Annotated in this window: 27 protein-coding genes; 11 read left to right on the top strand and 16 right to left on the bottom strand. The window is 61.4% G+C overall.

The window, feature by feature from the left end; translation table 11 throughout:
- Positions 1 to 164 precede the first annotated feature (164 nt).
- Entirely contained in the window at positions 165 to 920 is a 756-nt protein-coding gene (locus tag NKH57_RS17575; RefSeq protein ID WP_352945724.1) for an NYN domain-containing protein, read from the top strand.
- A 50-nt stretch (positions 921 to 970) separates the two neighbouring features.
- Here the strand turns inward: NKH57_RS17575 and NKH57_RS17570 are convergent, their stop codons facing one another.
- The 8 genes from NKH57_RS17570 to NKH57_RS17535 form a co-directional block, all read right to left on the bottom strand.
- Positions 971 to 1,177, bottom strand: coding sequence for a hypothetical protein (locus tag NKH57_RS17570; RefSeq protein ID WP_023757898.1), 207 nt, complete (start codon positions 1,175 to 1,177; stop codon positions 971 to 973).
- 62 nt (positions 1,178 to 1,239) lie between these two features.
- Complete coding sequence (locus NKH57_RS17565) at positions 1,240 to 1,545, bottom strand: DUF1236 domain-containing protein (RefSeq protein WP_352608281.1); 306 nt, start codon at positions 1,543 to 1,545, stop codon at positions 1,240 to 1,242.
- A 244-nt stretch (positions 1,546 to 1,789) separates the two neighbouring features.
- Positions 1,790 to 2,281 (bottom strand): sarcosine oxidase subunit gamma family protein, encoded by a 492-nt coding sequence (locus tag NKH57_RS17560; RefSeq protein WP_352945721.1) that lies wholly within the window; start codon positions 2,279 to 2,281, stop codon positions 1,790 to 1,792.
- Positions 2,274 to 5,228 carry a sarcosine oxidase subunit alpha family protein gene (locus NKH57_RS17555; protein ID WP_352945719.1) on the bottom strand — a complete coding sequence of 985 codons (2,955 nt, stop codon included), beginning with the start codon at positions 5,226 to 5,228 and terminating at the stop codon, positions 2,274 to 2,276. Before NKH57_RS17555 ends, NKH57_RS17560 begins: the two co-directional genes overlap by 8 nt.
- Positions 5,225 to 5,491 (bottom strand): sarcosine oxidase subunit delta, encoded by a 267-nt coding sequence (locus NKH57_RS17550; protein ID WP_031259706.1) that lies wholly within the window; start codon positions 5,489 to 5,491, stop codon positions 5,225 to 5,227. The genes NKH57_RS17555 and NKH57_RS17550 overlap by 4 nt, the downstream gene beginning before the upstream one ends.
- 14 nt (positions 5,492 to 5,505) lie before the next feature.
- On the bottom strand, positions 5,506 to 6,762 hold the full coding sequence (locus NKH57_RS17545; protein ID WP_352945717.1) for a sarcosine oxidase subunit beta family protein: 1,257 nt from the start codon (positions 6,760 to 6,762) through the stop codon (positions 5,506 to 5,508).
- A 10-nt stretch (positions 6,763 to 6,772) separates the two neighbouring features.
- The gene (locus tag NKH57_RS17540; RefSeq protein WP_352945715.1) at positions 6,773 to 7,921 is read right to left on the bottom strand and encodes a M24 family metallopeptidase; all 1,149 of its coding nucleotides are present in this window, start codon (positions 7,919 to 7,921) and stop codon (positions 6,773 to 6,775) included.
- Between the two features lie 79 nt (positions 7,922 to 8,000).
- Positions 8,001 to 9,191, bottom strand: a complete 1,191-nt coding sequence (locus NKH57_RS17535; RefSeq protein WP_352945713.1) for a M24 family metallopeptidase — start codon at positions 9,189 to 9,191, stop codon at positions 8,001 to 8,003.
- A 227-nt stretch (positions 9,192 to 9,418) separates the two neighbouring features.
- On the opposite strand from NKH57_RS17535, the gene ehuB reads away from it, so the two are divergent.
- From ehuB to NKH57_RS17510, 5 genes are read left to right on the top strand one after another with little or no spacing between them, the layout of a single operon-like run.
- Entirely contained in the window at positions 9,419 to 10,288 is an 870-nt protein-coding gene (ehuB, locus tag NKH57_RS17530) for an ectoine/hydroxyectoine ABC transporter substrate-binding protein EhuB (protein WP_023757890.1), read from the top strand.
- 52 nt (positions 10,289 to 10,340) lie between these two features.
- Complete coding sequence (gene ehuC, locus NKH57_RS17525) at positions 10,341 to 11,069, top strand: ectoine/hydroxyectoine ABC transporter permease subunit EhuC (RefSeq protein WP_352945711.1); 729 nt, start codon at positions 10,341 to 10,343, stop codon at positions 11,067 to 11,069.
- Positions 11,066 to 11,725 (top strand): ectoine/hydroxyectoine ABC transporter permease subunit EhuD, encoded by a 660-nt coding sequence (gene ehuD, locus NKH57_RS17520; RefSeq protein WP_352945709.1) that lies wholly within the window; start codon positions 11,066 to 11,068, stop codon positions 11,723 to 11,725. The genes ehuC and ehuD overlap by 4 nt, the downstream gene beginning before the upstream one ends.
- Positions 11,722 to 12,501 (top strand): ectoine/hydroxyectoine ABC transporter ATP-binding protein EhuA, encoded by a 780-nt coding sequence (ehuA, locus tag NKH57_RS17515; protein ID WP_352486724.1) that lies wholly within the window; start codon positions 11,722 to 11,724, stop codon positions 12,499 to 12,501. Before ehuD ends, ehuA begins: the two co-directional genes overlap by 4 nt.
- Complete coding sequence (locus NKH57_RS17510; RefSeq protein WP_352945706.1) at positions 12,498 to 13,220, top strand: GntR family transcriptional regulator; 723 nt, start codon at positions 12,498 to 12,500, stop codon at positions 13,218 to 13,220. Before ehuA ends, NKH57_RS17510 begins: the two co-directional genes overlap by 4 nt.
- A 26-nt stretch (positions 13,221 to 13,246) precedes the next feature.
- On the opposite strand, the gene NKH57_RS17505 is transcribed toward NKH57_RS17510, so the two are convergent.
- Together NKH57_RS17505 and NKH57_RS17500 are read right to left on the bottom strand one after the other, a co-directional pair.
- Positions 13,247 to 14,437, bottom strand: a complete 1,191-nt coding sequence (locus tag NKH57_RS17505; RefSeq protein ID WP_352608261.1) for an NADH-quinone oxidoreductase subunit D — start codon at positions 14,435 to 14,437, stop codon at positions 13,247 to 13,249.
- Between the two features lie 64 nt (positions 14,438 to 14,501).
- Positions 14,502 to 14,891, bottom strand: coding sequence for a hypothetical protein (locus NKH57_RS17500; protein WP_352945704.1), 390 nt, complete (start codon positions 14,889 to 14,891; stop codon positions 14,502 to 14,504).
- A gap of 170 nt (positions 14,892 to 15,061) precedes the next feature.
- Between NKH57_RS17500 and NKH57_RS17495 the strand changes: the two genes are divergently transcribed.
- Both NKH57_RS17495 and NKH57_RS17490 read left to right on the top strand, forming a co-directional pair.
- Positions 15,062 to 15,322: a hypothetical protein gene (locus NKH57_RS17495; protein ID WP_352945702.1), complete on the top strand. Its 261-nt coding sequence runs from the start codon at positions 15,062 to 15,064 to the stop codon at positions 15,320 to 15,322.
- Between the two features lie 170 nt (positions 15,323 to 15,492).
- Complete coding sequence (locus NKH57_RS17490; RefSeq protein ID WP_032907017.1) at positions 15,493 to 15,693, top strand: hypothetical protein; 201 nt, start codon at positions 15,493 to 15,495, stop codon at positions 15,691 to 15,693.
- A gap of 107 nt (positions 15,694 to 15,800) precedes the next feature.
- Here NKH57_RS17490 and NKH57_RS17485 read toward each other — a convergent pair whose 3' ends face one another.
- Positions 15,801 to 17,675, bottom strand: a complete 1,875-nt coding sequence (locus NKH57_RS17485) for a multicopper oxidase domain-containing protein (protein ID WP_352945700.1) — start codon at positions 17,673 to 17,675, stop codon at positions 15,801 to 15,803.
- A gap of 181 nt (positions 17,676 to 17,856) precedes the next feature.
- Here NKH57_RS17485 and NKH57_RS17480 point away from each other — a divergent pair, with 181 nt between their 5' ends.
- Positions 17,857 to 18,288 (top strand): hypothetical protein, encoded by a 432-nt coding sequence (locus tag NKH57_RS17480; RefSeq protein WP_023757880.1) that lies wholly within the window; start codon positions 17,857 to 17,859, stop codon positions 18,286 to 18,288.
- 61 nt (positions 18,289 to 18,349) lie between these two features.
- Here the strand turns inward: NKH57_RS17480 and NKH57_RS17475 are convergent, their stop codons facing one another.
- The 5 genes from NKH57_RS17475 to NKH57_RS17455 all read right to left on the bottom strand — a co-directional run bounded on the left by NKH57_RS17475 (position 18,350) and on the right by NKH57_RS17455 (position 21,692).
- On the bottom strand, positions 18,350 to 18,511 hold the full coding sequence (locus NKH57_RS17475) for a hypothetical protein (protein WP_023757879.1): 162 nt from the start codon (positions 18,509 to 18,511) through the stop codon (positions 18,350 to 18,352).
- A gap of 104 nt (positions 18,512 to 18,615) precedes the next feature.
- On the bottom strand, positions 18,616 to 19,083 hold the full coding sequence (locus tag NKH57_RS17470; RefSeq protein ID WP_023757878.1) for a YbhB/YbcL family Raf kinase inhibitor-like protein: 468 nt from the start codon (positions 19,081 to 19,083) through the stop codon (positions 18,616 to 18,618).
- Between the two features lie 55 nt (positions 19,084 to 19,138).
- Positions 19,139 to 19,381: a hypothetical protein gene (locus NKH57_RS17465; RefSeq protein WP_352945697.1), complete on the bottom strand. Its 243-nt coding sequence runs from the start codon at positions 19,379 to 19,381 to the stop codon at positions 19,139 to 19,141.
- A gap of 32 nt (positions 19,382 to 19,413) precedes the next feature.
- A complete protein-coding gene (locus NKH57_RS17460; protein WP_023757876.1) occupies positions 19,414 to 19,620 on the bottom strand; it encodes a hypothetical protein in 207 nt (68 codons plus the stop codon).
- Positions 19,621 to 19,700: 80 nt separating this feature from the next.
- The gene (locus tag NKH57_RS17455) at positions 19,701 to 21,692 is read right to left on the bottom strand and encodes a protein-L-isoaspartate(D-aspartate) O-methyltransferase (protein WP_352945695.1); all 1,992 of its coding nucleotides are present in this window, start codon (positions 21,690 to 21,692) and stop codon (positions 19,701 to 19,703) included.
- A gap of 324 nt (positions 21,693 to 22,016) precedes the next feature.
- Between NKH57_RS17455 and NKH57_RS17450 the strand changes: the two genes are divergently transcribed.
- Both NKH57_RS17450 and NKH57_RS17445 read left to right on the top strand, forming a co-directional pair.
- On the top strand, positions 22,017 to 24,428 hold the full coding sequence (locus NKH57_RS17450) for a phosphoketolase family protein (protein ID WP_352945693.1): 2,412 nt from the start codon (positions 22,017 to 22,019) through the stop codon (positions 24,426 to 24,428).
- On the top strand, positions 24,425 to 25,612 hold the full coding sequence (locus NKH57_RS17445; protein WP_352945734.1) for an acetate/propionate family kinase: 1,188 nt from the start codon (positions 24,425 to 24,427) through the stop codon (positions 25,610 to 25,612). The genes NKH57_RS17450 and NKH57_RS17445 overlap by 4 nt, the downstream gene beginning before the upstream one ends.
- Positions 25,613 to 25,687 lie beyond the last annotated feature (75 nt).

Raw genomic sequence — 25,687 nt, 5'->3', positions numbered from 1 at the left:
TCCTTGCCCAGCATGAAGGTTGAATCAGATTTGCACGCCTAAGGGAATCCCACGCCGATTCAGCCTCAATTCATTCCGCTCTAGGAGCCCGAAAAGAAGCAAGACCAGGCACGCAGCCGTGGTGACGCTTCAAAGCTCGGCTGATTCTTCCAAGGGGAAATTCAATGCCTGAGATCCGTTCTCCTCGTCTCGCTGTTCTTATTGATGCCGACAACGCGTCGTCCAAGATCGCTGATGGCCTGTTCGAAGAGATCGCCAAGCTCGGCGAGGCAAGTGTCCGCCGCATTTACGGCGACTTCTCCGGCGTCCGCTCCAAAGGCTGGGCCGACATCCTCTCGAAGCATGCCATCATCCCACAACAACAGTTTGCCTACACGACGGGGAAGAATGCGTCGGACATCACCCTGGTGATCGATGCAATGGACCTGCTTCACAGCGGCCGCTTCGACGGTTTCTGCCTGGTTTCGTCGGACAGCGATTTCACTCGTCTCGCGGCACGTATCCGCGAGCAGGGGATCGATGTATTTGGCTTCGGCGAACAGAAGACCCCGGAGAGTTTTCGCCAGGCTTGCCGCAAATTCGTCTACACGGAGAACCTGCTTGCAACGACGCACACAAATAGTGAGGACACAAGCCGGGCCACAAGCCCGCTTCAGTCTCCCAGCGCCGCCACGCCAATCATTTCGAAAGTCATCGCGCAGATGGAGAGCGAGGACGGTTGGGTCCCACTCGGTGCTGTCGGCACTCAACTCGCCAATTTGGCGTCGGACTTTGATCCGCGGACCTTCGGGTTTCGGAAACTAAGTGATCTCGTGCGGAAAACGAATTCTTTCGAGATTGACCATCCCGAAGGTGGATCGTTGCGAATCCGCATTAAGCCGGCGGCAGCCAGGCAGGCGAGGTCGAAAGCTCGCCGATGAGCGGGTGTCGAGGTAAAGGCCTCTCTATCATGCTGGGAGCGCTTTCGCCTTCAGTCCCTGTCGGACAGCACCGCGACGCCGAAGAGCGCCGCCTTCTTGGTGATCAGTCCTTCCAGATCCGCGTCCGACCGCTCCGTCCCCGTGCGTTCCCGCAGCGCGGCGATTGCTGCCTTCATCGATAGCAACGCGTTGCATCGCTCGTTCAGCAGTTCGTCGACAGCGGCGGCCACATCGCACGTCTCAACATGCGGCAACATTGAACTGGCTCCTTTCCTATCGGACGGCACGCCTGCTGTCGCGAGGAACGGCGGGCTTGCCGTCAGTCAATAACCTTCACAATCTTGCGTGTGCCCGGGTCGACCAGCACTGTGTGATTGCCGACGACGACATATTTGTATTTGACATCGGGAACATCGATCGACCGAAGTTCGACCGTATCGGGCAAAGCGGAACCGACACTGAGTTCCACCCCAAGAAGATTGATCGATGCCAGCGGATGCTTGTGCACATATTCGCGGATGACCGTCTGCTGTTCGGGCGTGACAATCACCTCGTCCGCGGCGGCCACGCCGATGCCGGCGAGCAGAATAAGCCCGGTGGCGGCAGGAATCAGATGACTTCTCATCGTCTTCTCCTATTCCTGGAAGGGGAGATCCGCCTTTCACTGCTTCGCAAACGGCGAATCCGTCTTTCTAACGTTCACCGAGACCCCTTGTTCCGTGAGCGACGACTAATTGATCGTGCTGTTGAGGTACCGTAGCGGCCGATCAGCAGCCGCCATGAATCGCTCTGTGACGCGTGAAATTCGCGTGACCAAACGGCGCGGCGGCGTCGGATTCGCACAATGGGATTCTGGGGCGGTATTCAGGCTAGCTGTCAGCGAGCCAATCTTGGAGGCTGCGGGCGAAGCTTCGCGGCGCGACGAGATCGCACGAGGTCTCGCCGGTGCGAAGCAAGAGTACCGGCACATGGTGGAAGGAAGTCTGCACGGCCCGGCCCGGAGCGGTGGTCGGCGCGTGCCAGTCGACGGCTATGCAGGTTGAGAGAACGCTCGCGATGTCGGCCCCCGCTAGGCTGAAACGCACGCGGCCCTCGCCAAGGCAAACCGAACAGCCGAGATCCGGATCGATGGCAAGGGACGGCGCTTGCGTCCCGTCGTCGAGCGCCAGCCAGAGACGGCGCGGTGCAATGCGAATGACAAGAAGGTTCTTGTGACGAACCGTCTCTCCGACCGAGGCGGGAAATCTCGTGCCGAGCGCCGCCGAGAGGCTTGATTCGAATTGTCTCAGTGTTTCGTCCCATGCTTCGACCTGGATGAGCGGGCAATCGGCCACGGACAGGCTGAGATTCGGGCTAGCCATGCAGCCGTTCTCCTTGCGGATCGAGGAATACCGGCGAGACGATGCGGGCACGCACCGTTTCGGCTTTCATGGGATAGACGGCCACGACCTCGCTTCCCTCCGTCGCGACATCGCCGGCAAGCAGTGCCAGCCCGACATAGTGGCCGCGTTCGGGGCTGAAGGTGACGGAGGTGATGCGCCCGCGTCCGTGGCCGTGAGCTTTCTCGCCTGGCAGGAACAGGATGGCGCCACCGCGCAGGCGCTTTCCGTCCTCGATGCATTCCAGACCGACCAGGCGTTGCCGGTCAGGTGCCAGCAGGGCCGGGCGCCGCCGCAGCACATCGCCGACAAAGCCGATGCGCTTGCCGACCATGCGGCCAAGGCCGAGATCGTCGAGCGTCGTGCGCCCATCGATCTCTGGCCCCGCGACGTGGCCTTTCTCGACGCGCAGCGCACCAAGCGCCTCGACGCCGTAGGGCTTCAGGTCGAACGGCCGGCCGGCTTCGAGCAAGCGGCTCCAGAGCTGTTCACCGGCAGTTGCGCCGACGTAGATTTCATAGGCACGCTCGCCGGAATAGCTGAGGCACAGGATGCGCAGCGCGCGGCCTTCCCATTGGCTTTCGAGCAATCCCATATGCGGCAACACTTCGTTGGAAACGTCGAGCGACGGAAATGCCGCCGCCAGGATCGCACGGCTCTTCGGTCCGGCGACCGACATCGCCGCCCATTCATCGCTCACCGAGGTGACGGCGACGCGCAGTTCCGGCCATGCGGTATCGAGCAGGAATTCCAGCCGCGACAGGACGTCGGCGGCCTTGGCCGTCGACGTGGTCATGAAGAACCGGCTTTCCGCCAGCCGCGTCGTGGTGCCGTCGTCGAAGACAATGCCATCATCGCGCAGCATGACGCCGTAGCGGGCACGGCCGACTTGCAGCTTGGCGAAGCCGTTGGCATAGACCCGGTCGAGGAACATGGCGGCGTCCGGACCTTGGACGTCGATCTTGCCGAGGGTGGAGATGTCCATCAGGCCAGCGGCCTGTCGGACATTTCGCATTTCGGCGACGTAGGCTTCATTCACATCGGCCCCGGACTGCTTGTAAAACCAGGGCCGCATCCAGAAGCCAACTTCCAGCATGTCGGCGCCGTTCGCCAGATGCCAGTCGTGCATCGGCGTGCGGCGGAATGGCTTGAAATGATGGCCGGTGGCGCGGCCGGCAAGCGCGCCGATGGCGACCGGCGTGAAGGGTGGGCGGAAGGTCGTGGTGCCGGTCTCGGGAACCGTTGCGCCACGCAGGGCGGCCATAACCGAGAGGGCCAGGAAATTACTGGTCTTGCCCTGGTCGGTGCCCATGCCGAGCGTCGTGTAGCGTTTCAGGTGCTCAACCGCTTCATAGCCTTCGCGATGGGCGAGTTCGACGTCCTTTGTCGTCACGTCCATCTGGAAATCGACAAAGGCTTTTCCGCCTTGGGCGGACGGGATTTCGCGAAGCATGGTCGTAATGGTCTCGCCCAGATCGAGCTTTGAAGGAGCTGATACAGGCGCCGACTTGCCACAGAAGGATGCAGCTTCAACGCCGGCACGATGACCGCCCTCGATAGCATCGGCGGTCGCATAGTTTCCCATCATTGCGCCGGCGCCGAAACGGTCGGCTGGAAAGGCGCCTGGCACGAAGCCGTCGATGTCTTCGCGATATCGAGGCTTGACGCCCAGATGCGAAGTGAGGTGCACGGTCGGCGACCAGCCTCCGGACACGCAGACCAGATCGCAGGCGGCCTCGGACTGGCCGTACGGTCCGGCGAGTGTCGCGCCCCTGACGGCACGGCCGCCATGCAGGTCGACAATGCGCGTTGCGGTCCGCACCGTGACGCCGATGCGTGCGGCTTCCGCGACAAGCGCCGTTGGCGGTGCGGCGCGCAGATCGGCAACCGTTACCTCTGCGCCGGCTGCAGCATAGTCAAAGGCAGTGCGCCAGGCGCCGTCATTGACAGCAGTGACGATGACTTTCCTGCCCGGCAGAACGGCGAAGCGGTTGAGGTAGGTCCGGGCGGCCGAGGCAAGCATGACGCCGGGCCGGTCGTTGTTCGCAAACACCATTGGACGCTCGATGGCGCCGGTTGCGAAAACGATCGAGCGGGCGCGAAGCAACGTGACTGTTTGCCGAGCTTCGCCGGTTCGCGGCGGGCCGACTTGGTCGCGTTGTTCGACCAGGCCTATGACATTGCCGTCATAGACGCCGAAAGCGCTGGTCCGCTTCATCAGCGTGACGGTGTCGAAGCTTTTCAGTTCGGCTTCGATCTGGTTCAACCATGAAGCAGCCGCGCCGTCCGACCGTTCCGCCAGAAGCTGGCCGCCAAGCAGGAAATCCTGTTCGATCAGCGCTACTCGCGCGCCGGCGGCGGCCGCAGCCCGCGCCGCCGACAATCCGGCCGGACCACCACCGACAATTGCGACATCGGCAAAGGCATGACGAACCTCGTAGCGATCTGGATCCGGTTCGGTACCGGCTCTGCCGAGGCCGGCCGCCTTGCGGACGAAGTGTTCGTAGACCTTCCAGGCGCGCCGCGTCGGACCCATGAAGGTCTTGTAGTAGAAGCCGGCAGAAAGAAACGGCGCGAACAGGCCATTGACGCTTTGCACGTCGAAGGCCAGCGACGGCCAGCGATTCTGGCTTTCCGCAGCCATGCCTTCGCCTAGTTCCAGCGTCGTTGCCGGCAGGTTCGGCTCGCGCCTGCCCGCTGTCCCGAGCGTGACCAGTGCGTTCGGCTCCTCCGGCCCGGCGGAAAGAATGCCGCGCGGACGATGATATTTGAAGCTGCGTCCAACCAGGGTGACGCCGTTGGCAAGCAGCGCGGATGCGAGCGTGTCACCACGATATCCGGCCATCTTTTGGCCGTCGAAGCTGAATTCGACGGGATAAGAGCGGTCGATGCGACCGCCGCCGGGTAACCGCTTGTTCTGGGCGTTCATGCTCGCGATGTCCTGGCGAAGGTGACGGAAGAAACGACGTGGTTGCGCGTGTCGCGCTCGACCACCAGCCACTGGCGGCAGCCGATCACGTGCTGCCAGAACTCGCGGTGGAGGCCTGCGGGGTTTTTCCGGACATAGACATAGGCGTACCAGGCTTCCGGATCGGGATCGTCATGGGTCGGACGGCTGACGGAAGCGTCGCCGCCATAGCGGAACTCGTCATGGTCACGCGGACCGCAGCAGGGGCATTCGATGCGCAGCATTTTCTTCCCGCCTCCTATTGCAGCCACGCGGAGGGGCCGGCGCCGGCCTCGTCCAGCGTGCGGCCGGTCCGGAAACGGTCGAGCCCGTAGGCCGCGATCAACGGATGCGGCTTGCCGGTTGCGATCGTGTGGGCGAAGCACCAGCCGGAAGCCGGCGTCGCCTTGAAGCCGCCATAGCACCAGCCGCCGTTGAGATAGAGGCCGTCGATCGGCGTCGGGCAGATGATCGGGCTGGCATCCGGCGTCATATCCATGACGCCGCCCCAATGCCGCAGCAGACGGATGCGCGAGATGCACGGCATCAAGGCGATCGCCGCCTCCGCCACTTCGCGCACGACGCCGAGATTGCCGCGCTGGGCGTAGGAATTGTAGCCGTCGAGATTGCCGCCAAAGACCAGCCCGCCCTTATCCGACTGGCTGACATAGAAATGATCGGCGCCGTAGGCGACGACATGGTCGACCAGCGGCTTCAGCGGTCCGGTGACGAAGGCCTGCAAGACATGGCTTTCGATCGGCAGTTCAAGGCCGGCCTTGGCGCCGAGCACGGACGTATGGCCGGCGACGGCAAGCCCGACCTTGGCGGCGCCGATCCGGCCTTTCGTCGTTTCGACGCCGACGATCCGTTCGCCATCGCGAATGAAGCCCGTCACCTCGCAGTTCTGGATGATGTCTACGCCATGGCCATCGGCGGCGCGCGCATAGCCCCAGGCGACGGCGTCGTGCCGCGCCGTGCCCGCGCGACCCTGGAAGATGGCGCCATGGATCGGAAAGCGGGCTGTGTCGGAAAAATCGAGATAAGGCACCAGGCGGCGCACTTCGTCTCGATCGAGGATGTCGGCGTCGATGCCATTCAGCCGCATGATGTTGGCGCGGTGGCCGAAGCCGTCGAGCTCATCGGCCGAATGCGCGGTGACGAGCTGGCCGCGCTGCGAAAACATGACGTTGAAGTTCAGCGCCCGCGACATGCCTTCCCAGAGCTTCATCGAGAATTCGTAGAACTGGGTGTTGCCGTCGAGCAGGTAGTTGGAGCGGATAACGGTGGTGTTGCGGCCGACATTGCCACCGCCGATGTAGCCTTTCTCAAGCACGGCGACATTGCGAATACCGTGGTTCTCGGCGAGGTAGAACGCTGTGGCGAGGCCGTGGCCGCCGCCGCCGATGACGATCACATCGTAAGACGGTTTGGGCTCCGCCGCCCGCCAGGCGCGCTGCCAGTTCTTCTGGCCAGACAGCGCATTGCGGAAAATCGAGAATGCCGAGTAGTGCGCCATGCGTGCGGGCCTATCGAACAATCGGGCCGGTCGGCGTGCGGGTCAGCACTTCGGCACCCTCATCGGTCAACAGCACGGTATTGGAGACGAAGTCATCGCCACGACCGGTGCCCATCAGCCACGACAGGATGTGGAAGCTCATCCCGGTCTCGATCTCGAGATCGGAATCATGCCGGAGCCCGGTCACCGAATTGCCGCCGGTCCATGATGGTGGCTGGCCGGCACCGACAAGATAGCCGCAGTGATGGCGGCGATAGTGGGCAAGGCCTGCCTCGTCGGCGACGGCCTGCCAGGCGGCGTAGACATCGCGCGCCTTGGCCTCGGGGCGCAGCGCCCTGACGACCGCGTCGAATGCCTTGGCGGTCACTTCAGCCATTGCGGCGTCTTCGTCGCTGATGTGGCCGATGCGAACGAGCCGGCCGAGCGGCGCGTGGTAGCGCGAGATGCAGCCGGACAATTCGACGAAGACCGGCTCGCCCTTGCGATAAACTCCGTTGCCCCAGGTCGTATGCTCCTCGCCAAGCCGCGCGGCCGGGCGGATAAACGGGCCGAAGCCCGGCGCATGGCCGCCGGCGCGGATCATCGCCGAAACACATTGGGCGGCGACCTCCTGCTCGGTGGCGCCATCCGAGATCGCCGCGATCGCCGCGCCGGCGGCGGCGTCGGTCACCTTTGCGGCCTGCCGCATCAGTGCCTGTTCCTCGGCGCTCTTCACCCGCCGCATCCTATCGACCAGACCGGAGACGTCGCTCCATCTGGCATCCACCTGCGTCTGCAGCGCCACGGCAAGCCCGTGGCTGAGGCCTGCCGTCCAGTATTCGAGACCGATCCGCTTGCGGGACAGACCGAGTTCCGCCAGCACCCGCGCTGCAAGATCCGCCGCCGTTTCGCTGTCGGAATGGCCGCGAAACTCAGCTGCCGCCACCTGTTTTTCGATCGTCACTCTCTCCATCGCACGGGTGACCAGAACGGGCTTGCCTTCGAGCGGGACGATCAGCAGGTGAGGGGCAAAATATCCCCAGTGATCGAGCCCGGTGAGATAAAAGACGTTCTCCGGCGAGGCGAAGACCGCCGCGTCGAGTTCGTGGTCGCCCAGTGCCGCACGGATCCTTGCTAGACGGCCCTCGATTTCGGCTTCGGAAAAGGGATTGCGGTCCATCAGGCGTCCTCGTGCTTGCTGCTGCCGGCTTCGTTGCGGGCAGGGTCTCTCAACAGGTCCGGCTTCCCGCGCGCCATAGTCAGTCGATGACGATGAGTTCGCGCGCCACGTCGCAGAGGCGTTCCCCGCCGCGATCCGTGACGACGAAGGATTCCGAGATGGCGATGCCGAAATCGTCGAGCCAAACGCCAGCCATGAAATGGAAGCACATTCCGGATTGCATTTCGGTGGTGTCGCCAGGACGAAGGCTTGCGGTGCGTTCACCCCAGTCGGGCGGGTATGCCAGCCCGACCGGATAGCCGACGCGGCTTTCCTTCTTCAGCCCGTTCTTGCGCAAGACAGCCTGCCACGCCGCTTCCACTTCCTCGGCGGTGTTGCCGGGTCGGGCCTTTTCGAGACCGGCGTCGACGCCCTCGACGATTGCCCTGGCGATATCGAGGATAGCCGCAGGCGGCTTGCCGAAATGCACGGTGCGCGTTAGCGCCGCGTGATAGCGGCGGCGCACGCCGGCAATCTCCAGGATCGCAAGTCCACTGTCCGGCAGCGGCGCGTCAGACCAGGTTAGATGCGGCGTGCTGGTGCCCTCGCCAACGGGCATCAGCGGACAGATCGCGGCATAGTCGCCGCCCGCTCCGGGCACGCCCATGATCTGCGCGTGATAGATCTCGGCGATGATGTGGTTCTGGGGGACGCCGGGCCGCATCTTGTCGATGGCGCGGTTCATGGCATGGGTGCAGATCGCACCGGCCTCGCGGATCAGCGCCAGTTCGGCTTCGGATTTGACCAGCCGCGCCCAATTGACGAGATCGTGGTTGTTGGCGAAGTGAGCGTCGGGCAATCCTAGGGTGAGATGGGCGTGGCAGCGCGCGGTGTAGTAATGCGCGTCCATCTCGACACCGATGCGAGCGGTTCCCCAGCCGCGCGATCGGATCAGCTGGGCGAGCTCGTCATAGGGATGTTCGACGGGCTGCTGCACCAGCCGTTCCGAGAACGGCACGATGTTTTTCTCCGGTAGGCCGGTGGTCAGGCGCGCGCTGCGGGCATCTTGAGCCCTGCCGAACCAGATCGGCCGGTCCTCCTCCAGATGGATGAGCAAGCACTGCGGAACATAAAACGACCATCCATCATAGCCGGTCAGCCAGCACATGTTGGCGGGATCCTGACAGACGATGAGGTCGAAGCCGGCCTGTTCCATGCGTGCCTTCACGCCGGTCAAGCGCTGCGCATATTCCGCTTGCGTGAATGTTCCGAAATGGTTCGCGCTCGTCACCTGAATGTCCTGCCTTCCGGATATGATCCGCCCTTGTGACGTGAAAATCGCTTAAATTGTGCACAACTGGATGGCTACGTGTCGTTCTGTTGTCTAATTTTCAAACGTTTCCGCGTCTTGGCTTGCACAATGTCTAGGGCAGTTGTATACGTCTGGTCAAGCGCGTTTCAACCTCGAAGAAGGCCGCGACGCTGGGAACCATCATCAGTGTTCAATGGGAGAAAAGCATGTTCAAATCATCGATCTCACGCCGTATCGTCGTGAAGGCGGCGGCCTGCCTGGCGCTCGCAGCGACTTCATTGACATCGCTGCCCGCTCATGCGGAAACTACCCTGGAGCGGGCCAAGAAGGACGGCTATATCCGCGTCGGCTTCGCCAATGAGGCGCCGTTCGGCTATGCCACGCCAGATGGTAAGTTGACTGGCGAGGCGCCCGAAGTCGCCAAGGCGGTGCTCGCCAAGATGGGCATCAAGCAGGTCGACGGCGTGCTGACCGAGTTCGGCTCGCTCATTCCTGGTCTCAAGGCCGGGCGCTTCGACATCATCGCCGCCGGCATGTTCATCACTCCCAAGCGCTGCGCCGAGATCAACTACTCCGAGCCTTCTTACGGCATCGGCGAGGCCTTGCTGGTGGCAAAGGGCAATCCGAAGGCCGTGAAGGACTTTTCGAGCTTCAAGGACAATCCCGATCTCAAGCTCGCCGTGATGGCCGGCGCGGTCGAGGGTGGCTTTGCCAAGGATGCCGGTGTCGCGGCAGGGCAGATCGTTTCCCTGCCTGACCAGTCCAGCCTCGTCGCCGCCGTCCAGTCGGGCCGTGCCGACGCCGCTGCGCTAACCGCCCTGTCTATCGCCGACATGGCCAAGAAGGCCGACGGCGTGGAATCGACGAAACCATTCGGCGAAGTTGCTGGCAAGTCCGTAAAGGGCCACGGTGGCTTCGGCTTCCGCAAGGAAGACACCGATCTGCAAGAGGCATTCAACGCCGAGCTGAAGAAATTCCTTGGCTCGCCGGAGCATATCGCACTCGTCGAGCCGCTCGGCTTCGGCAAGGACTACCTGCCGAACAAGACCACCGCCGAGCTCTGCGCCGGCAAATAAGGTCCCAACTGCTGGGCGGCGCGAAGGCGCCGCCTCTTTTTCGGAGAGGCAGATGGGAATTGGCACGCTTGTAGCGATGCTGGCGATTGCACTCGCGGTCATCGGCATCCTGGCGACACAGCAGGCCTACAGCCTGTTTCTACCCGGCTTGCTGCAGGGCGCGGTCTTGACGATCGAGATCGCCATCCTTGGCAGCCTGCTCGCGATCATCATGGGCGTGCTTGCCGCGCTCGCCCGGCTCTATGGTCCGGCGCCGCTCAGATGGCTGGCAACGGTCTATGTCGAGATATTCCGCGGCACCTCGGCGCTGGTGCAACTGTTCTGGCTGTTTTTCGTGCTGCCGCAATTCGGCGTTTCGCTCGACCCATTCCCGGTCGCCGTCCTGGCGCTCGGGCTGAACGTCGGCGCCTACGGATCGGAGGTCGTACGCGGCGCGATCCTGTCTGTCGCCCGCGGCCAGTGGGAGGGATGCACGGCGTTGAATATGAGCCGTGCCCAGATGCTGCGGCGCGTGATCCTGCCGCAGGCCTTTGTGGCAATGATACCGCCCTGGGGCAATCTGTTCATCGAGCTTCTCAAATCGACGTCCCTGGTCTCGCTGATCACGCTCTCGGATCTCGCCTTCAAGGCGCAGCAGATGAACCAGAATACGTTCAAGACCCTTCCAATCTTCACCCTCGTCCTGCTGATGTATCTCGTTATGTCGCTGGTCCTCACCATCGGCATGCGGCTGCTCGAAAGGCGGGCGTCGGCTGGTCTGGCGCGGGGGAAGGCAGCATGATCTGGGACTGGAATTTCACCCTCGAAATCCTGCCGGTGCTGGCGCACGCGGCGATCGTCTCGGTCGAAGCGACGCTGATCGGCTTCGTGCTTGCCGCCACCCTCGGCCTAGTGCTGGCGGTCGTGCGGATCGCCGTACCGCAGACCGGCTGGACGATTTCGGTTCTGGTTGAACTGATCCGCTCGACCCCACTGCTCATCCAGATATTTTTTATCTACTTCGTCTTCCCGAAATTCGGCCTCGTGCTCGACGCATTCACCGCCGGCGTGCTTGCCATCGGCATCCACTACGCCGCCTATTGTTCCGAGGTCTATCGCGCCGGTTTCGACAACATCCATCGCGGTCAGTGGGAAGCCTCGATCGCGCTCAATCTGTCGGCCTGGACGACGTTTCGCGACATCATCATCCCGCAGGCGATTCCACCGATCGTTCCAGCACTGGGCAACTATCTCGTCGCCTTGTTCAAGGAGACGCCCTTGCTTTCCGCGATCGCCGTGATGGAGCTGATGCAGACGGCCAAGATCATCGGCTCGGAAACATTTCGCTACACCGAGCCGATCACGCTGGTCGGCCTGTTCTTCCTTGCCATGAGCCTGGTTTCAGCCGCGCTGATCCGGACTCTCGAACGCATGCTCAACCAGAGGGCCACGCGATGACGGAACAACCGATGGTCCGTTTTGACAATGTGTCGAAACGCTATGGCTCACTGACCGTCCTCGACGGGCTCAATCTTGAAATCGCGCGCGGTGAAAAGGTTTCCATCATTGGCCCTTCCGGCTCCGGCAAGACGACGGTGCTGCGAATGCTGATGACGCTGGAAACGATCAACGACGGCGTCATCTGGGTCGAAGGCGAGCCGCTGACCCACATGAAGAAGAACGGCATGCTCGTTCCCGCCGACCTTGCGCATATTCGCCGCATCAGGGCGAAGATCGGCATGGTGTTCCAATCCTTCAACCTGTTCCCGCACATGACGGCGATGGCGAACTGCATCGAGGCGCCGATGACGGTGCTTGGCATGAAACGCGCGGATGCAGAGGCGCGAGCAGCCGAATTGCTGGAACTGGTGGGGCTGGCTCAGAAGAAGGATCATTACCCGTCGCAGCTGTCCGGTGGCCAGCAGCAACGCGTCGCTATCGCCAGGGCACTGGCCATGCGACCCAAGATCATGCTGTTCGACGAGGTGACCTCGGCGCTCGACCCGGAGCTTGTCGGCGAAGTGCTGCAGGTGATAAGGCAGATCGGGCGCGAGCATGATCTGACCATGCTGATGGTGACCCATCAGATGGGCTTCGCCAAGGAGTTTTCCGATCGCGTTTGCTTCTTCTACCAAGGCAAGATTTGTGAGCAGGGGCCGCCAAACGAACTGTTCGGGGCGCCCAAAAATGAGCGGACACGGCAGTTTCTGCATGCTGTCCTGGAGGCTGGATGACGCTTGAAACGGGTGCAGCGCCCACAGCCGTGACCCCGCGCCCGCTCTCGGCCCGGGAGCGGTTCGAGCGCATCTACCGGATCTTGCGCGACCGGATCTGCCTGCTGGACTATGCTCCGGGAAGCCATCTCTCCGAGGAAGAACTCGCCCAGGAGTTCGAGATCAGCCGGACACCGGTTCGGCGCGTGCTGGCGCGCCTCGAATCCGAAGGTCTTGTTCAATCCGTCCACGGCGTCGGCACGATCGTCACGGACGTCGACATCGAGGAACTCCAACAGGTCTATCATCTGAGGCTGGAGCTGGCGCTCCTGGTCGGCAAGCTTTCGCCGATCCCGCGCACGGCGGAGGACCTCGATCGGATAAGAGCGCTTATCGCGCGCTGTGACTCCGATATCCTCAACCCCGACCAGCGCGCTTTCTTGCGCCTTAACATGGATTTCTTCTACGAACTCACCGCGATGACCGGCAACCAGCCGCTGCGCGAGATCAGCGAGCGCCTGTATTTCCAGGTCGCGCGGGTCGTCCTGAAGATGATGCCGCAATTGGGCCTTGTCGAAGAATTCACCGCCTTCCGCCGGGAGATGGAGGAAGTCCTTGCCGCTGCGGAGATCGGAGACTGGGAATCGATCGGCCACATCAGGCGCGCCCACATCTCGATGAGCTTTCGCCGCATGATGCGTCATGCCGATGAGGCCACCGATTTCGACCATGGCATGTGATCTGCGGCATGTGATCTGCGCGCAGGTCAGCGGTCGATCTCGCCGAACACGATATCAAGTGAGCCGATGATTGCGGCGACATCGGCGATCATGTGCCCTCGGGACAGGAAATCCATCGCCTGCAGATGGGCGAAGGAAGGCGCGCGTATCTTGCATCGATAGGGAACGTTACTTCCGTTCGAAACCAGATAGACGCCGAATTCGCCCTTCGGAGCCTCGACCGCCGCATAGACCTCGCCGGCGGGCACACGATGCCCTTCCGAATAGAGTTTGAAATGCTGGATGGTTGCTTCCATCGAACGCTTCATTTTGGCACGTGGCGGCGGCGTGATCTTGTGATTGGGGATCGCCACCGGCCCCTGGCCTTGCGGCGAGCGCAACTTTTCCAGGCATTGCCTCATGATCCGGACCGACTGGCGCATTTCCTCCATCCGAACCAGGTACCGATCATAACAGTCTCCATTCTTTCCGACCGGTATGTCGAAATCCATCTCGGGATAACATTCGTATGGCTGTGCCTTGCGCAGGTCCCATGCCGCTCCCGATCCGCGCACCATCACGCCGGAGAAGCCCCACGCCCAGGCGTCATCGAGCCCAATCGCGCCGACATCGACATTGCGTTGCTTAAAAATGCGGCTGTTGGTGAGCAGGTCGTCGAGATTGTCGCAGACCTTGAGGAAGGGGTCGCAGAAATTCCAGATGTCGTCGAGAAGCTCGGAAGGCAGGTCCTGGTGCACGCCGCCGATCCTGAAATAATTCGCATGCATGCGGGCGCCCGAGGCGCGCTCGTAGAAGACCATCAACTTTTCACGCTCTGCGAAACCCCAAAGCGGCGGGGTCAGTGCGCCGATGTCCATAGCTTGGGTCGTGACATTGAGGAGATGCGACAGAAGCCGGCCGATTTCGCAGAAAAGGACACGGATAAGTTGCCCACGCCTTGGCACCGATATTTCCAGCAATTTCTCGGCGGCGAGGCAGAAGGCATGCTCCTGATTCATCGGTGCGACATAGTCTAGCCGGTCGAAATAGGGCAGGGCCTGCAGATAGTTCTTGTATTCTATGAGCTTTTCGGTGCCGCGATGGAGCAGGCCGATATGCGGATCTGCTCGGTCGACGATCTCACCATCCAGTTCCAGCACCAACCGCAGGACCCCGTGGGCCGACGGATGCTGCGGTCCGAAATTGATGGTGAAGTTGCGAACAGCGGCTTCGGCCATGGCGGCTCTCCGCGACATCTGCGTTTCGTTGCTTCACGGCGTAGCCGTATGTTCGGACGGCCGATCAAGTTGTCGTTTGGATGATCAGCGTCAACGTGCCATCACCATCGATGTTGGCGGCCACGACCTGTGAAGAGTTGAGCCCGTTGGCCCTCAGCGCCAATGTTGCCTGAGGCGATGCATCGATGGAGCTCTGCAGACGCAGCAGATCTTGCGCACTGGTCTGGGTAATCACGGCTTCCGCCTGTGCCTTGATTTCCGCAGGTAGGTCCTCGACGGCGACGATGGCGACATCGGTGAAATTCTCACCAGGAGCCCCTTGCCGGGGCGGTATCGGCTCGGGCTGGGGTTCCATCGGTGTCATCTGTGGACCCGGCGGGTCGATGGTTTGCCCATGGAGTGGCTGCATGATGACCGCTCCCGAAAGCGCGGCAACTATCGTCAACATCCGCATGGTCGTTCCCTCGCATTCTCCGCAGGACGATTGGAGACACAACCTTTATGCCGAATGATGGTTCCGTGGGTCGGCCGCATTGGGCCAATTTCAATTGTTGTCGCATATCGGCTCAGCGGGTTTTGTACGAATCATACCATCAATTGATCTCCATCTCGGACAGGCTCAAAATGAAAGCTGACGTGGCCATGGGGAGGAGCCGCATGAGTATCGCTAGGGGAGCAATAAGGCCCGTCGGCACCGCGAGGGAATTTCTGGCGTTGGAGCTTGGGAGCGCGCGATACGGCGATATCGTCTCGGTCAAAGCGGTGATCGAGGCAATTCGCAGGGACGCGCCTTACATGCGGGATACGGATAACGAATTGATGGAGGAGATCGTCGACCTGACGCGGAAGTTGGGGTTGGCCGTCCTTTTTGATTCCCGCGAATAGGGCCGACAATTTCACGCCCATAGCTGAATTCTCTACGACTTCCTTCTCTCTGTGGGAGCAAGTCTGCGCCAGCTATTGATGAACTCACAGGGCGGTTTGCGCCACTTCGTACGAAACCGACAATTGGCTCCTGAGTCAAAATGCGCAATCATTGCGAAATGGGACGCCGATTGGACGACAAACTCGATTGCAAGGCTTGCGGGACGATCCAGATGGACATCCCCGACAACGCCAAGGAGTCGACGCCAATCTACTGCAGCAATTGCGGTGCCTTCCTCGGCGAATGGGGTGAATTGCAGGACGATTTCTATCGCCAGGCTCGCGGCACCGAAGCATTCGACTTGCGCGACGGGAACATTATCAAGAAGTAGGACGCGACAATTGCAACGTCCGGACGGCTGCGGGAGGTTGCAATGTCTGTATGGGATCGCTCCTCTGTCGGCCGAGCGCAGCTGTTCGGCCATCGCCTGGGTGCCGGTTAGCTGACATCGATGATGACCATCAGTCCGCCGCCGCCTTTTTCCTCGACATTGTTGTTTGTCGTGTGATGCGGAATGTGGCAGTGGATCAGCCATTTGCCGGGCCGCTGTGCCTTCCAGACGACGTCATAGCGCTGCCCCGGCCCAACATTGATCGTGTCGGCCAGGAAGCGAGCCGAAGGGGCAAGAGTCTCGCCGTCACGGGCGGCGACCTCGAACGGTCCGCCATGGATATGCATCGGATGGATAAAGCCATTGTTGGTGCCGATGAAACGCACCTTCAGCGTTTCGCCGACCTTCATATGGATCGTATCGGTTGAAGGATACGCTTTGCCGTTGATGGTGAAGAAGTTCGGCATGCCGCCTTCCATCGGCATCGCCGGGTAGGTCAGGCCGTCGCGCACCAGCCATTCCTGGAGCTCGATAACGTAATCGTGGTCGACCTGGATCTCGTCGGCGGGATTGGCGGGGTCGATGATCAGCGCTCCGTAGAGCCCGAGTGCCTGGGTGCGGTCGGGCTTGGCGTGCGGATGATAGAAATAGGTCCCGTGCTGTGTGGCGGTGAATTCATAGGAGTAGGTTTGCCCGGGCTCAATCGGCGCTTGGGTAATCTCGGCGGGTCCGTCCATCTGGTTCGGCAGGATCATGCCGTGCCAATGCACCGTCGTTTCCTCAGGCAGGTCGTTGGTGACATTGATGCGGACCCTGTCACCTTGGCGAATGTGGATGCGCGGCCCGGGAATCTGTCCGTTATAGGCGTAGGCATCGACCGCGACGTTGGGCAGTATCTGCCAACGGATCACTGACGGCCTGAGTTCGAACACCTTGACGCCGTTCTCCAGGCGGAACGGCAATTCCTGGCCGCCCTTGGCGGACAGATCGTAGGATGCTGTCACCCGACGCGGATCGGCTGCCGCCATGTCACGCATCGCCTCGGCCGGGGTATCGCGGCCCATGATCATGCCTCGCGGCATGATTACCCCGCCGACATCACGGGCCGACAGCGTCAGGTTCAGCCAGTTAGCCGGTGCGGCCATGCCGATCGCCAGCGCAATTACGGATACAATGCCGAGTGCCGAAACCTGCGGCGTCGTGGCGTCCGTCTTCATCTGGTGGCCACTGCTTTTGCCGCTGTGGGAGGTCTCGTTGTGGCCTGTTCCGTGCGGTTGGTGAGCAGATTTCTCTCGACTGCTCGTTCCGGTGGTCTGCCGGCGCTGCGTCATCAATCCATGCTTCAGTCCGCGCGCCACCAGCCAGACATTGGCAGGGTAGGCGAGTGTGAAGCCGGCGATGACGCCGATCGACATCACGCCCCAGAACAGCAGTTCCGTCGGCTCCATCGCGCGCATGTCGCGCCCCATCATCAGGAAGCTCATGACAGGCGCCATACCCGCCATCATGAAGTTCATCGAAATGAATTCGGGCAGGAAGCTTTTGCGCACGTTTTCCCAATAGCTGCCGCCCATCATCGACTTCATGAACAGCGACTGAAAGATGAACAGACCGAAGGCGAAGCCGGAAACATATTCGACAATGAGGTCGAGCCACATAGGAAGGCCGAGCGTCGCCGTGACGACGGCGGCGAGGATGATGCCTGTAGCATCTCCGGCAACGCAGTGAATGGTCGAGCCGACGCCCTGCTTCCACAGCGGCCTCGTGAAGTCCTCGTGCTCGCCCGGTCGCGGCTCCTTGTCGGCCAACACATAGAGCAGCAGGCCGACGGGGCCCATATAGAGGGTGACCAGGATGAACCCCCATTTCATCACCGCCGGTTCGGGATTGTTGCGGTGCTGATCTATCCCGACATAGACCGTCGAGGCAGCAGCAAGAATGAACCAGGCAACAAGAAAATAGTCGATCGGCTGGACGAGCATGGGCAAACCGCGGGCAGTGATGACCCCATCTCTTCGATGAACGCGTCCGGCGCGTTTACGATCCAGCCGGTTGAACTTGGCGGTGACGAATTCTGTCAGGCTTTTGCTCTTGTCGCAGCATCGCTGCGCGATAATTCCTCTGAAGGCGTGGGTGCATCTCCCTTTGAAACAGGAGCCGACCATGAAACATCAGACACTCGACCAACTGCATGCCGTCGCCGCCATCGAGTCCTCGGCTGCATATTCGGCAATGACACGAAACCAGCGCATCGAGCGCTGGGCTGAACTTCTCGAGCAGAATCCCGAGCGGCTCCTCGCAGCGTTTTCCGGCACCGAGCATCTGCACCCAGAAGCACGTGCCACGGTGCGTGGCGAGGGTTCGGCAATTGCCGTCGCGTTCGAAGACTCGGTGCTGCGCGCGTCGGGCCTAAGGAATGACACCTATGGCGAAGCCAAGCGCTTCTTCGAGCTGAATGACTGGCAACTGCATGACATCGTCTGCGACTGTCACGTAGGCGCTTCCATGAAGGCGCGGTGGGCGGCAGCCCGGGTCCGCGCAACGATCGGCGGCAACAGGTTTCTCGCTTGGTTGAGGCAAAGGATCATGCACTGATCAGGGTTGGGAATCGTCGCGTGCCCGTAGCCGTGCGATTCCCGCCCGCCCACCTCCCCAATCATCGCCTGTCCTGGCGATACAGCCGGTCGGTTGCGCGGTCACGCTCTTTGCTTTCGGCGGGGCCAAGGCGGCGGCGTGTCAGCAAGACATAGGCCATCAGTATGATCAGCAACAGTGGCCCGCCGGCCACGACAATCAACCACATGACGCTTTCAAACATGACGCGTCTCCTTTCCCGAACAACCGTTAAGGAGAAGAACTGTTCCGTTCACGCTGACATCGGCCACGCGATCCGGGTTCCTTCCGCCGGCTGCAAGCAACCCATCAAATCCGTTCGTATGTTCCGACGAGTTCTGCCTGCTCGATCAGATGTTTTTGTGCTTCCTGCCAGATACGCTGGACGCCGGCGCTTGCCGGGATAGCAAGGTTTGGCGTGTCGAGCGCGGCCAGCCGGAAATGATAATGATGGACGCCGTGTCCGACCGGCGGTTCAGGGCCGTCATAATAGGCGTTGCCGAAATCGTTCGTCGCCTGCCTTAGGGCCTGCGGACCCGGCTTGCCGCTTGCCGCCTCGGGAAGTTCCCGGGTGTCGGGGGATATGTTGAACACCGCCCAATGGCCGAACGTTCCGCTTGGTGCATCCGGATCCTGGACGACGAGAACAAGGCTCCTCGTATCATCAGGTACCCCCGACCACTTCAGCGGCGGAGACACGTTCTTGCCGTCCCGCGTATATCTTTCAGGGATTTTTGCGCCTTCGGCAAAGGCGGAACTGCTGAGCGTGAGTGGCATGACTTGCTCCTGCGGAAGACAATTGCTGCGCGGATATCGGTGTATGGGGCCGACCTCAACGACCTCCCCGATGCTTGTTGTGAGAGCTTTCCTGGTTCTCTCCGCGGATGATGTTCCGATTATCGGGGTCGGCAATATCCCTCAGCTTGGGCCTGAGGTTGTCCTGCCGCGAGGCTGCGCGCTCAGCGTCGGACTTTCTCAGCTCCGTCTTCGCGTCGAAGTCCTTGCCGGCATTCTTCGTATTCTCGCGCTTTTCGATTACGCGAAGGCTTTGCTCGTGGGTTTTGTTTCCGGCCATCGATAGCCTCCTTTCTCGTGCAATTCGGCACGCTACTTGTTCGTCCGCATTTTCTGCCTTGGATTGATCCCGCCGGCGGCCGTCGTGTCATTCTCGACGTCGCCTTCGATCGTGTTTTCGCCTTCAAGGTCGAGGTCATCGCCTTCCTTGATCGTGCCCTTGGAGGTTCCGATGCCCGGATTGTTCACCAAGTCGGCATCGCTCGGCTTTTTCCACTTTGGATGTCTGCTCGTGCTCATGAGACAACTCCTTCGAGGGGTTCGGTTTCAAAACCCGAGGCCAGCCGAAATGTTCCGGGCCATTCGCCTTTCGCCGGCGGCTAAAGTCCGAACGGATAGGTGTCGGGAACACCAGCTCTTGCATGCTCCGGGCCAAGCGGCGTTACCGCGGTGGTTTTGTCGAACCACAAGAAGGCGTCGAATTGCTGGGGCAGCGAAACATCCGCATAGTGGCTTCGCAGTTCGGTTTCCGGCCGATAGATCACCCCGATGAAGCGCTCCAGCCTGCGTTCCAGGAGCCGCTCGCGCAGCGCCTCGTCGCGCTTCAGGTCGAGCAGAAAACGCGGAATGCGGCAGTCATGGCAAAGCCGCTCGTAGCTGTCTGCGTGTGAGGGCCGCACCTGCTTCACCTTCATCTCGCCGTCCCAGTCGGAAGCGGCGGCCACGGTGCCGGAATGCGTGCCCAGACCGATCAGGGCTGCCCTGTCGCCGAACCGTTGCCGGCAAAGCTGGCCGATATTCAGTTCGTCCCGGACAACGCCCATTTCGGTATAGCGAGCATCGCCGATATGCGAATTGTGCGCCCAAACAACCGCCTTGGAATTCGGTCCGTTGGCGTCCAGCAGATGTTCCAGCGTTTCGAACATATGCGTGTCGCGCAGGTTCCAGGATTCCGCGCCCCCATAGTACATGATCCGGTAGTAACGTTCGGCGGAGGCAATCAACCGGGCGTTCTGAGCGGCATCGAGAAAGTCGCTGCCGTCCCGTCGGGCATAGTCCAGTTGACTGGCGAGCAGGTCTCGACATTGCTCGAGAACTGCCTGCTCGCATGCCCGGTAGCCCGAGGTCAGCGCCGCACGGCCGTAGGTGGACGGCTCATTTTGCCATGGGGTCAGGCAGCCATAGCGCTCGCGCGCGATCTTTGCTGCCTGCGGATCAACCCGGTCAAGATATTCGAGAACCGCAGCTATGGACCCGCTCATGTTGTAGATGTCGAGACCGTAGAATCCCGCCTGCCTGGATGGCTCGAGCTTCTCGTTGTGGTCGCGCATCCAGCCGGTGAAGCCCGCGACGTCGGTGTTGCGCCACATCCAGGTCGGGAACCGCTGGAATGGCGCGCTGACTCCGGCTCGTGGCTCGCGATGACGAACATAGCGGTCGATGGCCGCGGCATCGGGCCAATCAGCTTCGACCGCAACGATCGTGAAACCGTGCTTGTCGACGAGCCGGCGTGTGATCGCCGCGCGCGCCTTGTAAAACTCCGACGTGCCGTGGCTTGCTTCGCCAAGCAGAACGACGCGCCGGTCGGCGAACCGATCGAACACTTCGCCAAAGGCGGGATCGTCGAAATCCGGAAGCGGTTCGGCGGCCATTGCGATCATATCGGGCAGACTGGCGGGATGCGGATGTCGGAGCGGACGACGGATCTCGGCGATCTCGCCACCTTCGGGCCAGCCTTGCTCGCCGATGAGAGGGACGAACCGCACGCCGCCAAAATCCTCCTCGCTGTAGCTTGCAGCGCCCGTTCGGGTGACCTTGAGCAGGCGTTGCGAATCCAGATCGTCACCGACCGGAATGACAAGCCTGCCGCCGACATCGAGTTGTTCCTGCAGGGCGAGCGGCGCGCCTGGTCCGCTGGCCGTCACCACGATGGCGTCGTAGGGCGCTGCTTCTGGCCAGCCCTTGGTGCCGTCGCCGGTCCTGACCTCGATGTTCTCGTAGCCAAGTCTCTCAAACCGACGCCTCGCGGTTTCAGCCAATCCGGGATGGCGCTCGATCGTGTAGACCTGTTCGACGATCCGGCTCATCACGGCCGCCGCATAGCCCGAGCCGGTGCCAATCTCCAGTACATGGTCACCAGCCTTGACGTCCGCCAACTCGATCATGAGCGCGACGATGTAGGGTTGCGAAATCGTCTGCCCGTCAGCGATGGGCAGTGGTCCGTCTTCATAAGCGAATTCTTCGAAGCCGGGATCGACGAAAGCCTCGCGCGGAACTTCCCGCATGGCCTGCAGGATCTCGCGATTGCGGATGCCACGCCGGGCGATATGCACATTGACCATCCGGTCGCGAGCACTGGGAAGATCGAGCATTTTCAGCTCCCTTGGCGGCCGCTTGTCCGCAATTGTTCAAGGATATCCTTCGACATTGGCGGGTGGGCCACTTCCTCTGCCTTCGGTGGCTCTCCCGGCTCATGCCTCTAACCGTTGGAGGGCCCCAAAGTTCCTTCTTTGTTGCAGGTGTGTTGCAGGACAAGTCCACTGACCCGGCTGGAGACACCGACGGTTTCTTGCTTGCCCAACGTCGCCTGGACATTCCTTCGAACGCCATCGCCAATTTGGGCTTGCTCAGGCGCGAAGTCGCTCCAGTTATCTCCAGCGAAACGATGCTGGAAAACCGATGCTGGAGACTGGGCGATGAACGACAAGGCTGCCGCGACGACGCAGGCGATCAGCCTGGAACGGATCGATCTCATGAACCGCTACTGGAGCGCCGCGAATTACATCTCGGTTGGCCAGATTTATCTGCTCGACAATCCGCTGCTGCGCCAACCCTTGAAAGCCGAGCATGTCAAGCCGCGGCTGCTCGGCCATTGGGGTACAACGCCGGGCCTCAATTTCCTCTACTTGCATCTCAACCGAATTATCCGTGAGCGTGATCTTGATGTGCTGTTTATCTGCGGTCCAGGACATGGCGGTCCGGCAATGGTCGCCAACACCTGGCTCGAGGGCACGTATAGCGAGATCTACCCCGATATCGGCCAAGGCGAAGACGGCCTGAGAAAACTATTCCGGCAATTTTCCTTTCCGGGCGGGGTGCCAAGCCATGTGGCGCCCGAAACGCCCGGCTCCATTCATGAGGGCGGCGAACTCGGATATGCCCTGGTCCATGCTTTCGGCGCGGCCTTCGACAATCCGGATCTGGTGGTTGCCTGCGTCGTTGGCGACGGCGAGGCCGAAACCGGTCCGCTCGCGGCAGCGTGGCATTCCAATAAATTCCTGAACCCGGCCTCGGACGGTGCAGTGCTGCCAATCCTTCATCTCAATGGCTACAAGATCGCCAACCCGACGATCCTCGGCCGCATGGATGACCAGGAGTTGCGCAACCTCTTCACCGGCTACGGCTACGAACCGTTCTTTGTCGAAGGCCATGAGCCGGTCGCCATGCACCAAGCGATGGCCAGGACGCTCGACAGTGTGCTCGATCGAATCCATTCCATTCAGGAACAGGCACGAGGGCCGGGACGGCGTGGCGAACGTCCGCAGTGGCCGATGATCGTCCTGCGCAGCCCCAAGGGCTGGACTGGACCGAAAGAGGTCGATGGCGAAAAAGTCGAGGGCTTCTGGCGTTCGCATCAAGTGCCGGTATCGAACGCCCGCGGCAATGACGAGCACCGCAAGATCCTCGAAACCTGGATGCGAAGCTACGAACCGGAAAAACTGTTCGATAAGGACGGACATCTGCTGCCGGAACTCGCGGCCCTTGCCCCGACAGGAACAAAGCGCATGGGCGCAACTCCGTATGCGAATGGCGGGTTGTTGAAGCGCGACCTGGCGCTGCCGGACTGGAAGAGCCTGGCGCTCGAAGTACCTCGGCCCGGAGGCGTCATTGCCGAGGCGACACGGATTTGTGGTGGCTATCTTCGCGAAGTCTTTCGCCTTAACGCCAAAGCGCGAAATTTCCGGCTTATGGGACCGGACGAGACGTCTTCCAATCGCCTTGACGATGTATTCGAGGTCACGGATCGGATCTGGATGGAGCGCATCGAACCCTACGACGTCCATCTTTCCCGCGACGGCCGGGTGATGGAAGTGCTGAGCGAGCATCTCTGCCAGGGCTGGCTGGAAGGTTATCTGCTTACAGGCCGCCACGGCTTGTTCTCGTGCTACGAGGCGTTCATTCACATCGTCGACTCCATGGTCAACCAACATGCAAAATGGTTGAAGACCTCTGGCGAGCTTGCCTGGCGCAAACCGATCGCTTCACTCAATTACCTGCTGACCTCTCATGTCTGGCGCCAGGATCACAATGGCTTCAGTCATCAGGACCCGGGCTTCGCTGACCTTGTCGCCAACAAGAAGGCCGACACGGTCAGGCTCTATTTCCCGCCGGATGCCAACACGCTGCTGTGGATCACCGACCATTGCCTGAGAACCTACAACCGCATCAACGTCATCACCGCCGGCAAGCAGCCGACGCCGCAGTGGCTGTCTATCGAAGATGCTGAAGCGCACTGCAAGGCCGGCGCGGGCATTTGGGAATGGGCTGGCACGATTTCAGAAGGCGAGGAACCGGATGTGGTCCTCGCCTGTGCCGGCGATGTGCCGACGCTGGAGACGCTGGCTGCGACGGACATTCTTCGCTCTGCAATCCCCGATCTGAAAATCCGCGTCGTCAACGTCGTCGACCTGATGACATTGCAGTCGAACACCGAACACCCGCATGGGCTCACCGACCAGGCTTTCGATGCGCTGTTCACCAAGACAAGGCCGGTCATCTTCGCCTATCACGGCTATCCCTATCTCATCCATCGCTTGACCTACCGTCGTGCCAATCATGACAACATGCACGTGCACGGCTTTCGCGAGGAGGGCACGACGACAACGCCATTCGACATGGTGGTGCTCAACCAACTCGATCGCTACCACCTTGCACTTGCCGCGATCGCACGCGTGCCGGGCTTGGCCGAAAGGGCGGAAAGCCTCGCTGGCGAACTTCACGATCGACTGGCCAAGCACAAGGCCTATGTCCGCGAGCACGGCGAAGACATGCCCGAGATCCAGAAATGGAGTTGGCCGGCTGCGAACGGGGCAAAGGCCAGTCGATGAGTCAGTGGATCCTGGCGCTGAATGCCGGTTCGTCCAGCGTCAAGTTCGCGCTATACGATCTTGGCTCGTCGGACGGCCAGCAGCTCGTTTCGCGCGGCACTCTGGATCTGGGCGATGCGCCCAGGCTCACCGCAAAGGCGGCCGATGGGACAGTGCAGTGTGATAAGGAGTTTAACGCGGACGATCCTCATGGCGCGGGGATTGGCGAACTACTGACCCTGGTGCAGAGCGAACTTGGTGGAAGAGAACTGATCTGTGTCGGCCATCGCATCGTGCATGGCGGTAACGAGTTCAGCAAACCAGTCCGCCTGACGCCCGCTACCATTGAGGCCCTGGACAGGCTGACCGCACTCGCGCCTTTGCATCAGCCTCGCAGTCTCGCGCCAGTTCGCGCGATAGCTGCATTGCAACCGGATCTGCCACAGATCGGATGTTTCGATACCGCGTTCCACCAGACGATCGATCCGCTCGTGCGGCGCTTTGCCCTGCCGCAAAAATATGAAGGGGAGGGACTGCGACGCTACGGATTTCATGGCCTCTCCTACGAATATATTGCTAGGCGGCTGAGCGAGATATCGCCCGCGCTCGCGGCAAAACGGACAATCGTTGCTCATCTCGGCAATGGGGCAAGCCTTTGCGCTCTGCACGACGGCAAGAGCGTCGATACGACGATGGGCTTTTCGGCACTGGATGGTCTTGTCATGGGTACGCGTTGCGGCGCCATCGATCCCGGCGTGCTGTTGTACTTCCTGCTGGAGAGGGGCATGGCAGCGGACGAGCTGCAGACAATGCTTTATGAGAAATCCGGACTGCTCGGCGTGTCCGGCGTTTCGGGCGACATGCGCACGTTGGAGGCAAGCAGCGACCCTCGTGCCCGCGAGGCGATCGAGCTCTTCGCCTTCCGCGCCGCGAGGGAAGCAGCAGCGCTCGCGAACACGATGGGTGGTCTCGAATGCCTCGTGTTCACCGCCGGCATCGGCGAGCGGTCATCGTCCATCCGCAAGGCGATATCCGAAAGATTGACCTGGCTCGGCGTGGCGCTCGACGAGCCGGCCAATGACGCCCACGCTGAGCTCATCAGTCGTCCGGACAGCAAGGTGGACGTGCGTGTGATTGCGACTGACGAGGAAAGCGTCATCGCGCGTCACAGCCGCGCGGTAGTAGAGGTTGGGTCCGCAACTTAGGGCGAGCAAGCTGGCTTCCACTCACTTGGCACTAGCCTTGCCGTGTCCTTCGCACGAGGTCCTTGGCAAGCAAGC

Source organism: Mesorhizobium sp. M1050, from assembly GCF_040318715.1.
Taxonomy (GTDB): Bacteria; Pseudomonadota; Alphaproteobacteria; order Rhizobiales; family Rhizobiaceae; genus Mesorhizobium.
Note: the sequence above shows the minus strand (reverse complement) of the source record. Positions and strands in the feature narration are given on the sequence as shown.

What these genes read in the sequence shown, in the direction of transcription:
- NKH57_RS17575 (WP_352945724.1), top strand. Translation starts at nt 165, where the DNA reads ATGCCTGAGATCCGTTCTCCTCGTCTCGCTGTTCTTATTGATGCCGAC.
- NKH57_RS17565 (WP_352608281.1), bottom strand. Translation starts at nt 1,545, where the DNA reads ATGAGAAGTCATCTGATTCCTGCCGCCACCGGGCTTATTCTGCTCGCC.
- NKH57_RS17470 (WP_023757878.1), bottom strand. Translation starts at nt 19,083, where the DNA reads ATGCCACTCACGCTCAGCAGTTCCGCCTTTGCCGAAGGCGCAAAAATC.
- NKH57_RS17485 (WP_352945700.1), bottom strand. Translation starts at nt 17,675, where the DNA reads ATGCTCGTCCAGCCGATCGACTATTTTCTTGTTGCCTGGTTCATTCTT.
- ehuD (WP_352945709.1), top strand. Translation starts at nt 11,066, where the DNA reads ATGATCTGGGACTGGAATTTCACCCTCGAAATCCTGCCGGTGCTGGCG.
- NKH57_RS17450 (WP_352945693.1), top strand. Translation starts at nt 22,017, where the DNA reads ATGAACGACAAGGCTGCCGCGACGACGCAGGCGATCAGCCTGGAACGG.
- NKH57_RS17555 (WP_352945719.1), bottom strand. Translation starts at nt 5,228, where the DNA reads ATGAACGCCCAGAACAAGCGGTTACCCGGCGGCGGTCGCATCGACCGC.
- NKH57_RS17560 (WP_352945721.1), bottom strand. Translation starts at nt 2,281, where the DNA reads ATGGCTAGCCCGAATCTCAGCCTGTCCGTGGCCGATTGCCCGCTCATC.
- NKH57_RS17455 (WP_352945695.1), bottom strand. Translation starts at nt 21,692, where the DNA reads ATGCTCGATCTTCCCAGTGCTCGCGACCGGATGGTCAATGTGCATATC.
- NKH57_RS17460 (WP_023757876.1), bottom strand. Translation starts at nt 19,620, where the DNA reads ATGAGCACGAGCAGACATCCAAAGTGGAAAAAGCCGAGCGATGCCGAC.
- NKH57_RS17505 (WP_352608261.1), bottom strand. Translation starts at nt 14,437, where the DNA reads ATGGCCGAAGCCGCTGTTCGCAACTTCACCATCAATTTCGGACCGCAG.
- NKH57_RS17465 (WP_352945697.1), bottom strand. Translation starts at nt 19,381, where the DNA reads ATGGCCGGAAACAAAACCCACGAGCAAAGCCTTCGCGTAATCGAAAAG.
- NKH57_RS17475 (WP_023757879.1), bottom strand. Translation starts at nt 18,511, where the DNA reads ATGTTTGAAAGCGTCATGTGGTTGATTGTCGTGGCCGGCGGGCCACTG.
- NKH57_RS17570 (WP_023757898.1), bottom strand. Translation starts at nt 1,177, where the DNA reads ATGTTGCCGCATGTTGAGACGTGCGATGTGGCCGCCGCTGTCGACGAA.
- NKH57_RS17540 (WP_352945715.1), bottom strand. Translation starts at nt 7,921, where the DNA reads ATGGACCGCAATCCCTTTTCCGAAGCCGAAATCGAGGGCCGTCTAGCA.
- NKH57_RS17500 (WP_352945704.1), bottom strand. Translation starts at nt 14,891, where the DNA reads ATGCGGATGTTGACGATAGTTGCCGCGCTTTCGGGAGCGGTCATCATG.
- ehuB (WP_023757890.1), top strand. Translation starts at nt 9,419, where the DNA reads ATGTTCAAATCATCGATCTCACGCCGTATCGTCGTGAAGGCGGCGGCC.
- NKH57_RS17550 (WP_031259706.1), bottom strand. Translation starts at nt 5,491, where the DNA reads ATGCTGCGCATCGAATGCCCCTGCTGCGGTCCGCGTGACCATGACGAG.
- ehuC (WP_352945711.1), top strand. Translation starts at nt 10,341, where the DNA reads ATGGGAATTGGCACGCTTGTAGCGATGCTGGCGATTGCACTCGCGGTC.
- NKH57_RS17495 (WP_352945702.1), top strand. Translation starts at nt 15,062, where the DNA reads ATGAAAGCTGACGTGGCCATGGGGAGGAGCCGCATGAGTATCGCTAGG.
- ehuA (WP_352486724.1), top strand. Translation starts at nt 11,722, where the DNA reads ATGACGGAACAACCGATGGTCCGTTTTGACAATGTGTCGAAACGCTAT.
- NKH57_RS17445 (WP_352945734.1), top strand. Translation starts at nt 24,425, where the DNA reads ATGAGTCAGTGGATCCTGGCGCTGAATGCCGGTTCGTCCAGCGTCAAG.
- NKH57_RS17545 (WP_352945717.1), bottom strand. Translation starts at nt 6,762, where the DNA reads ATGGCGCACTACTCGGCATTCTCGATTTTCCGCAATGCGCTGTCTGGC.
- NKH57_RS17480 (WP_023757880.1), top strand. Translation starts at nt 17,857, where the DNA reads ATGAAACATCAGACACTCGACCAACTGCATGCCGTCGCCGCCATCGAG.
- NKH57_RS17510 (WP_352945706.1), top strand. Translation starts at nt 12,498, where the DNA reads ATGACGCTTGAAACGGGTGCAGCGCCCACAGCCGTGACCCCGCGCCCG.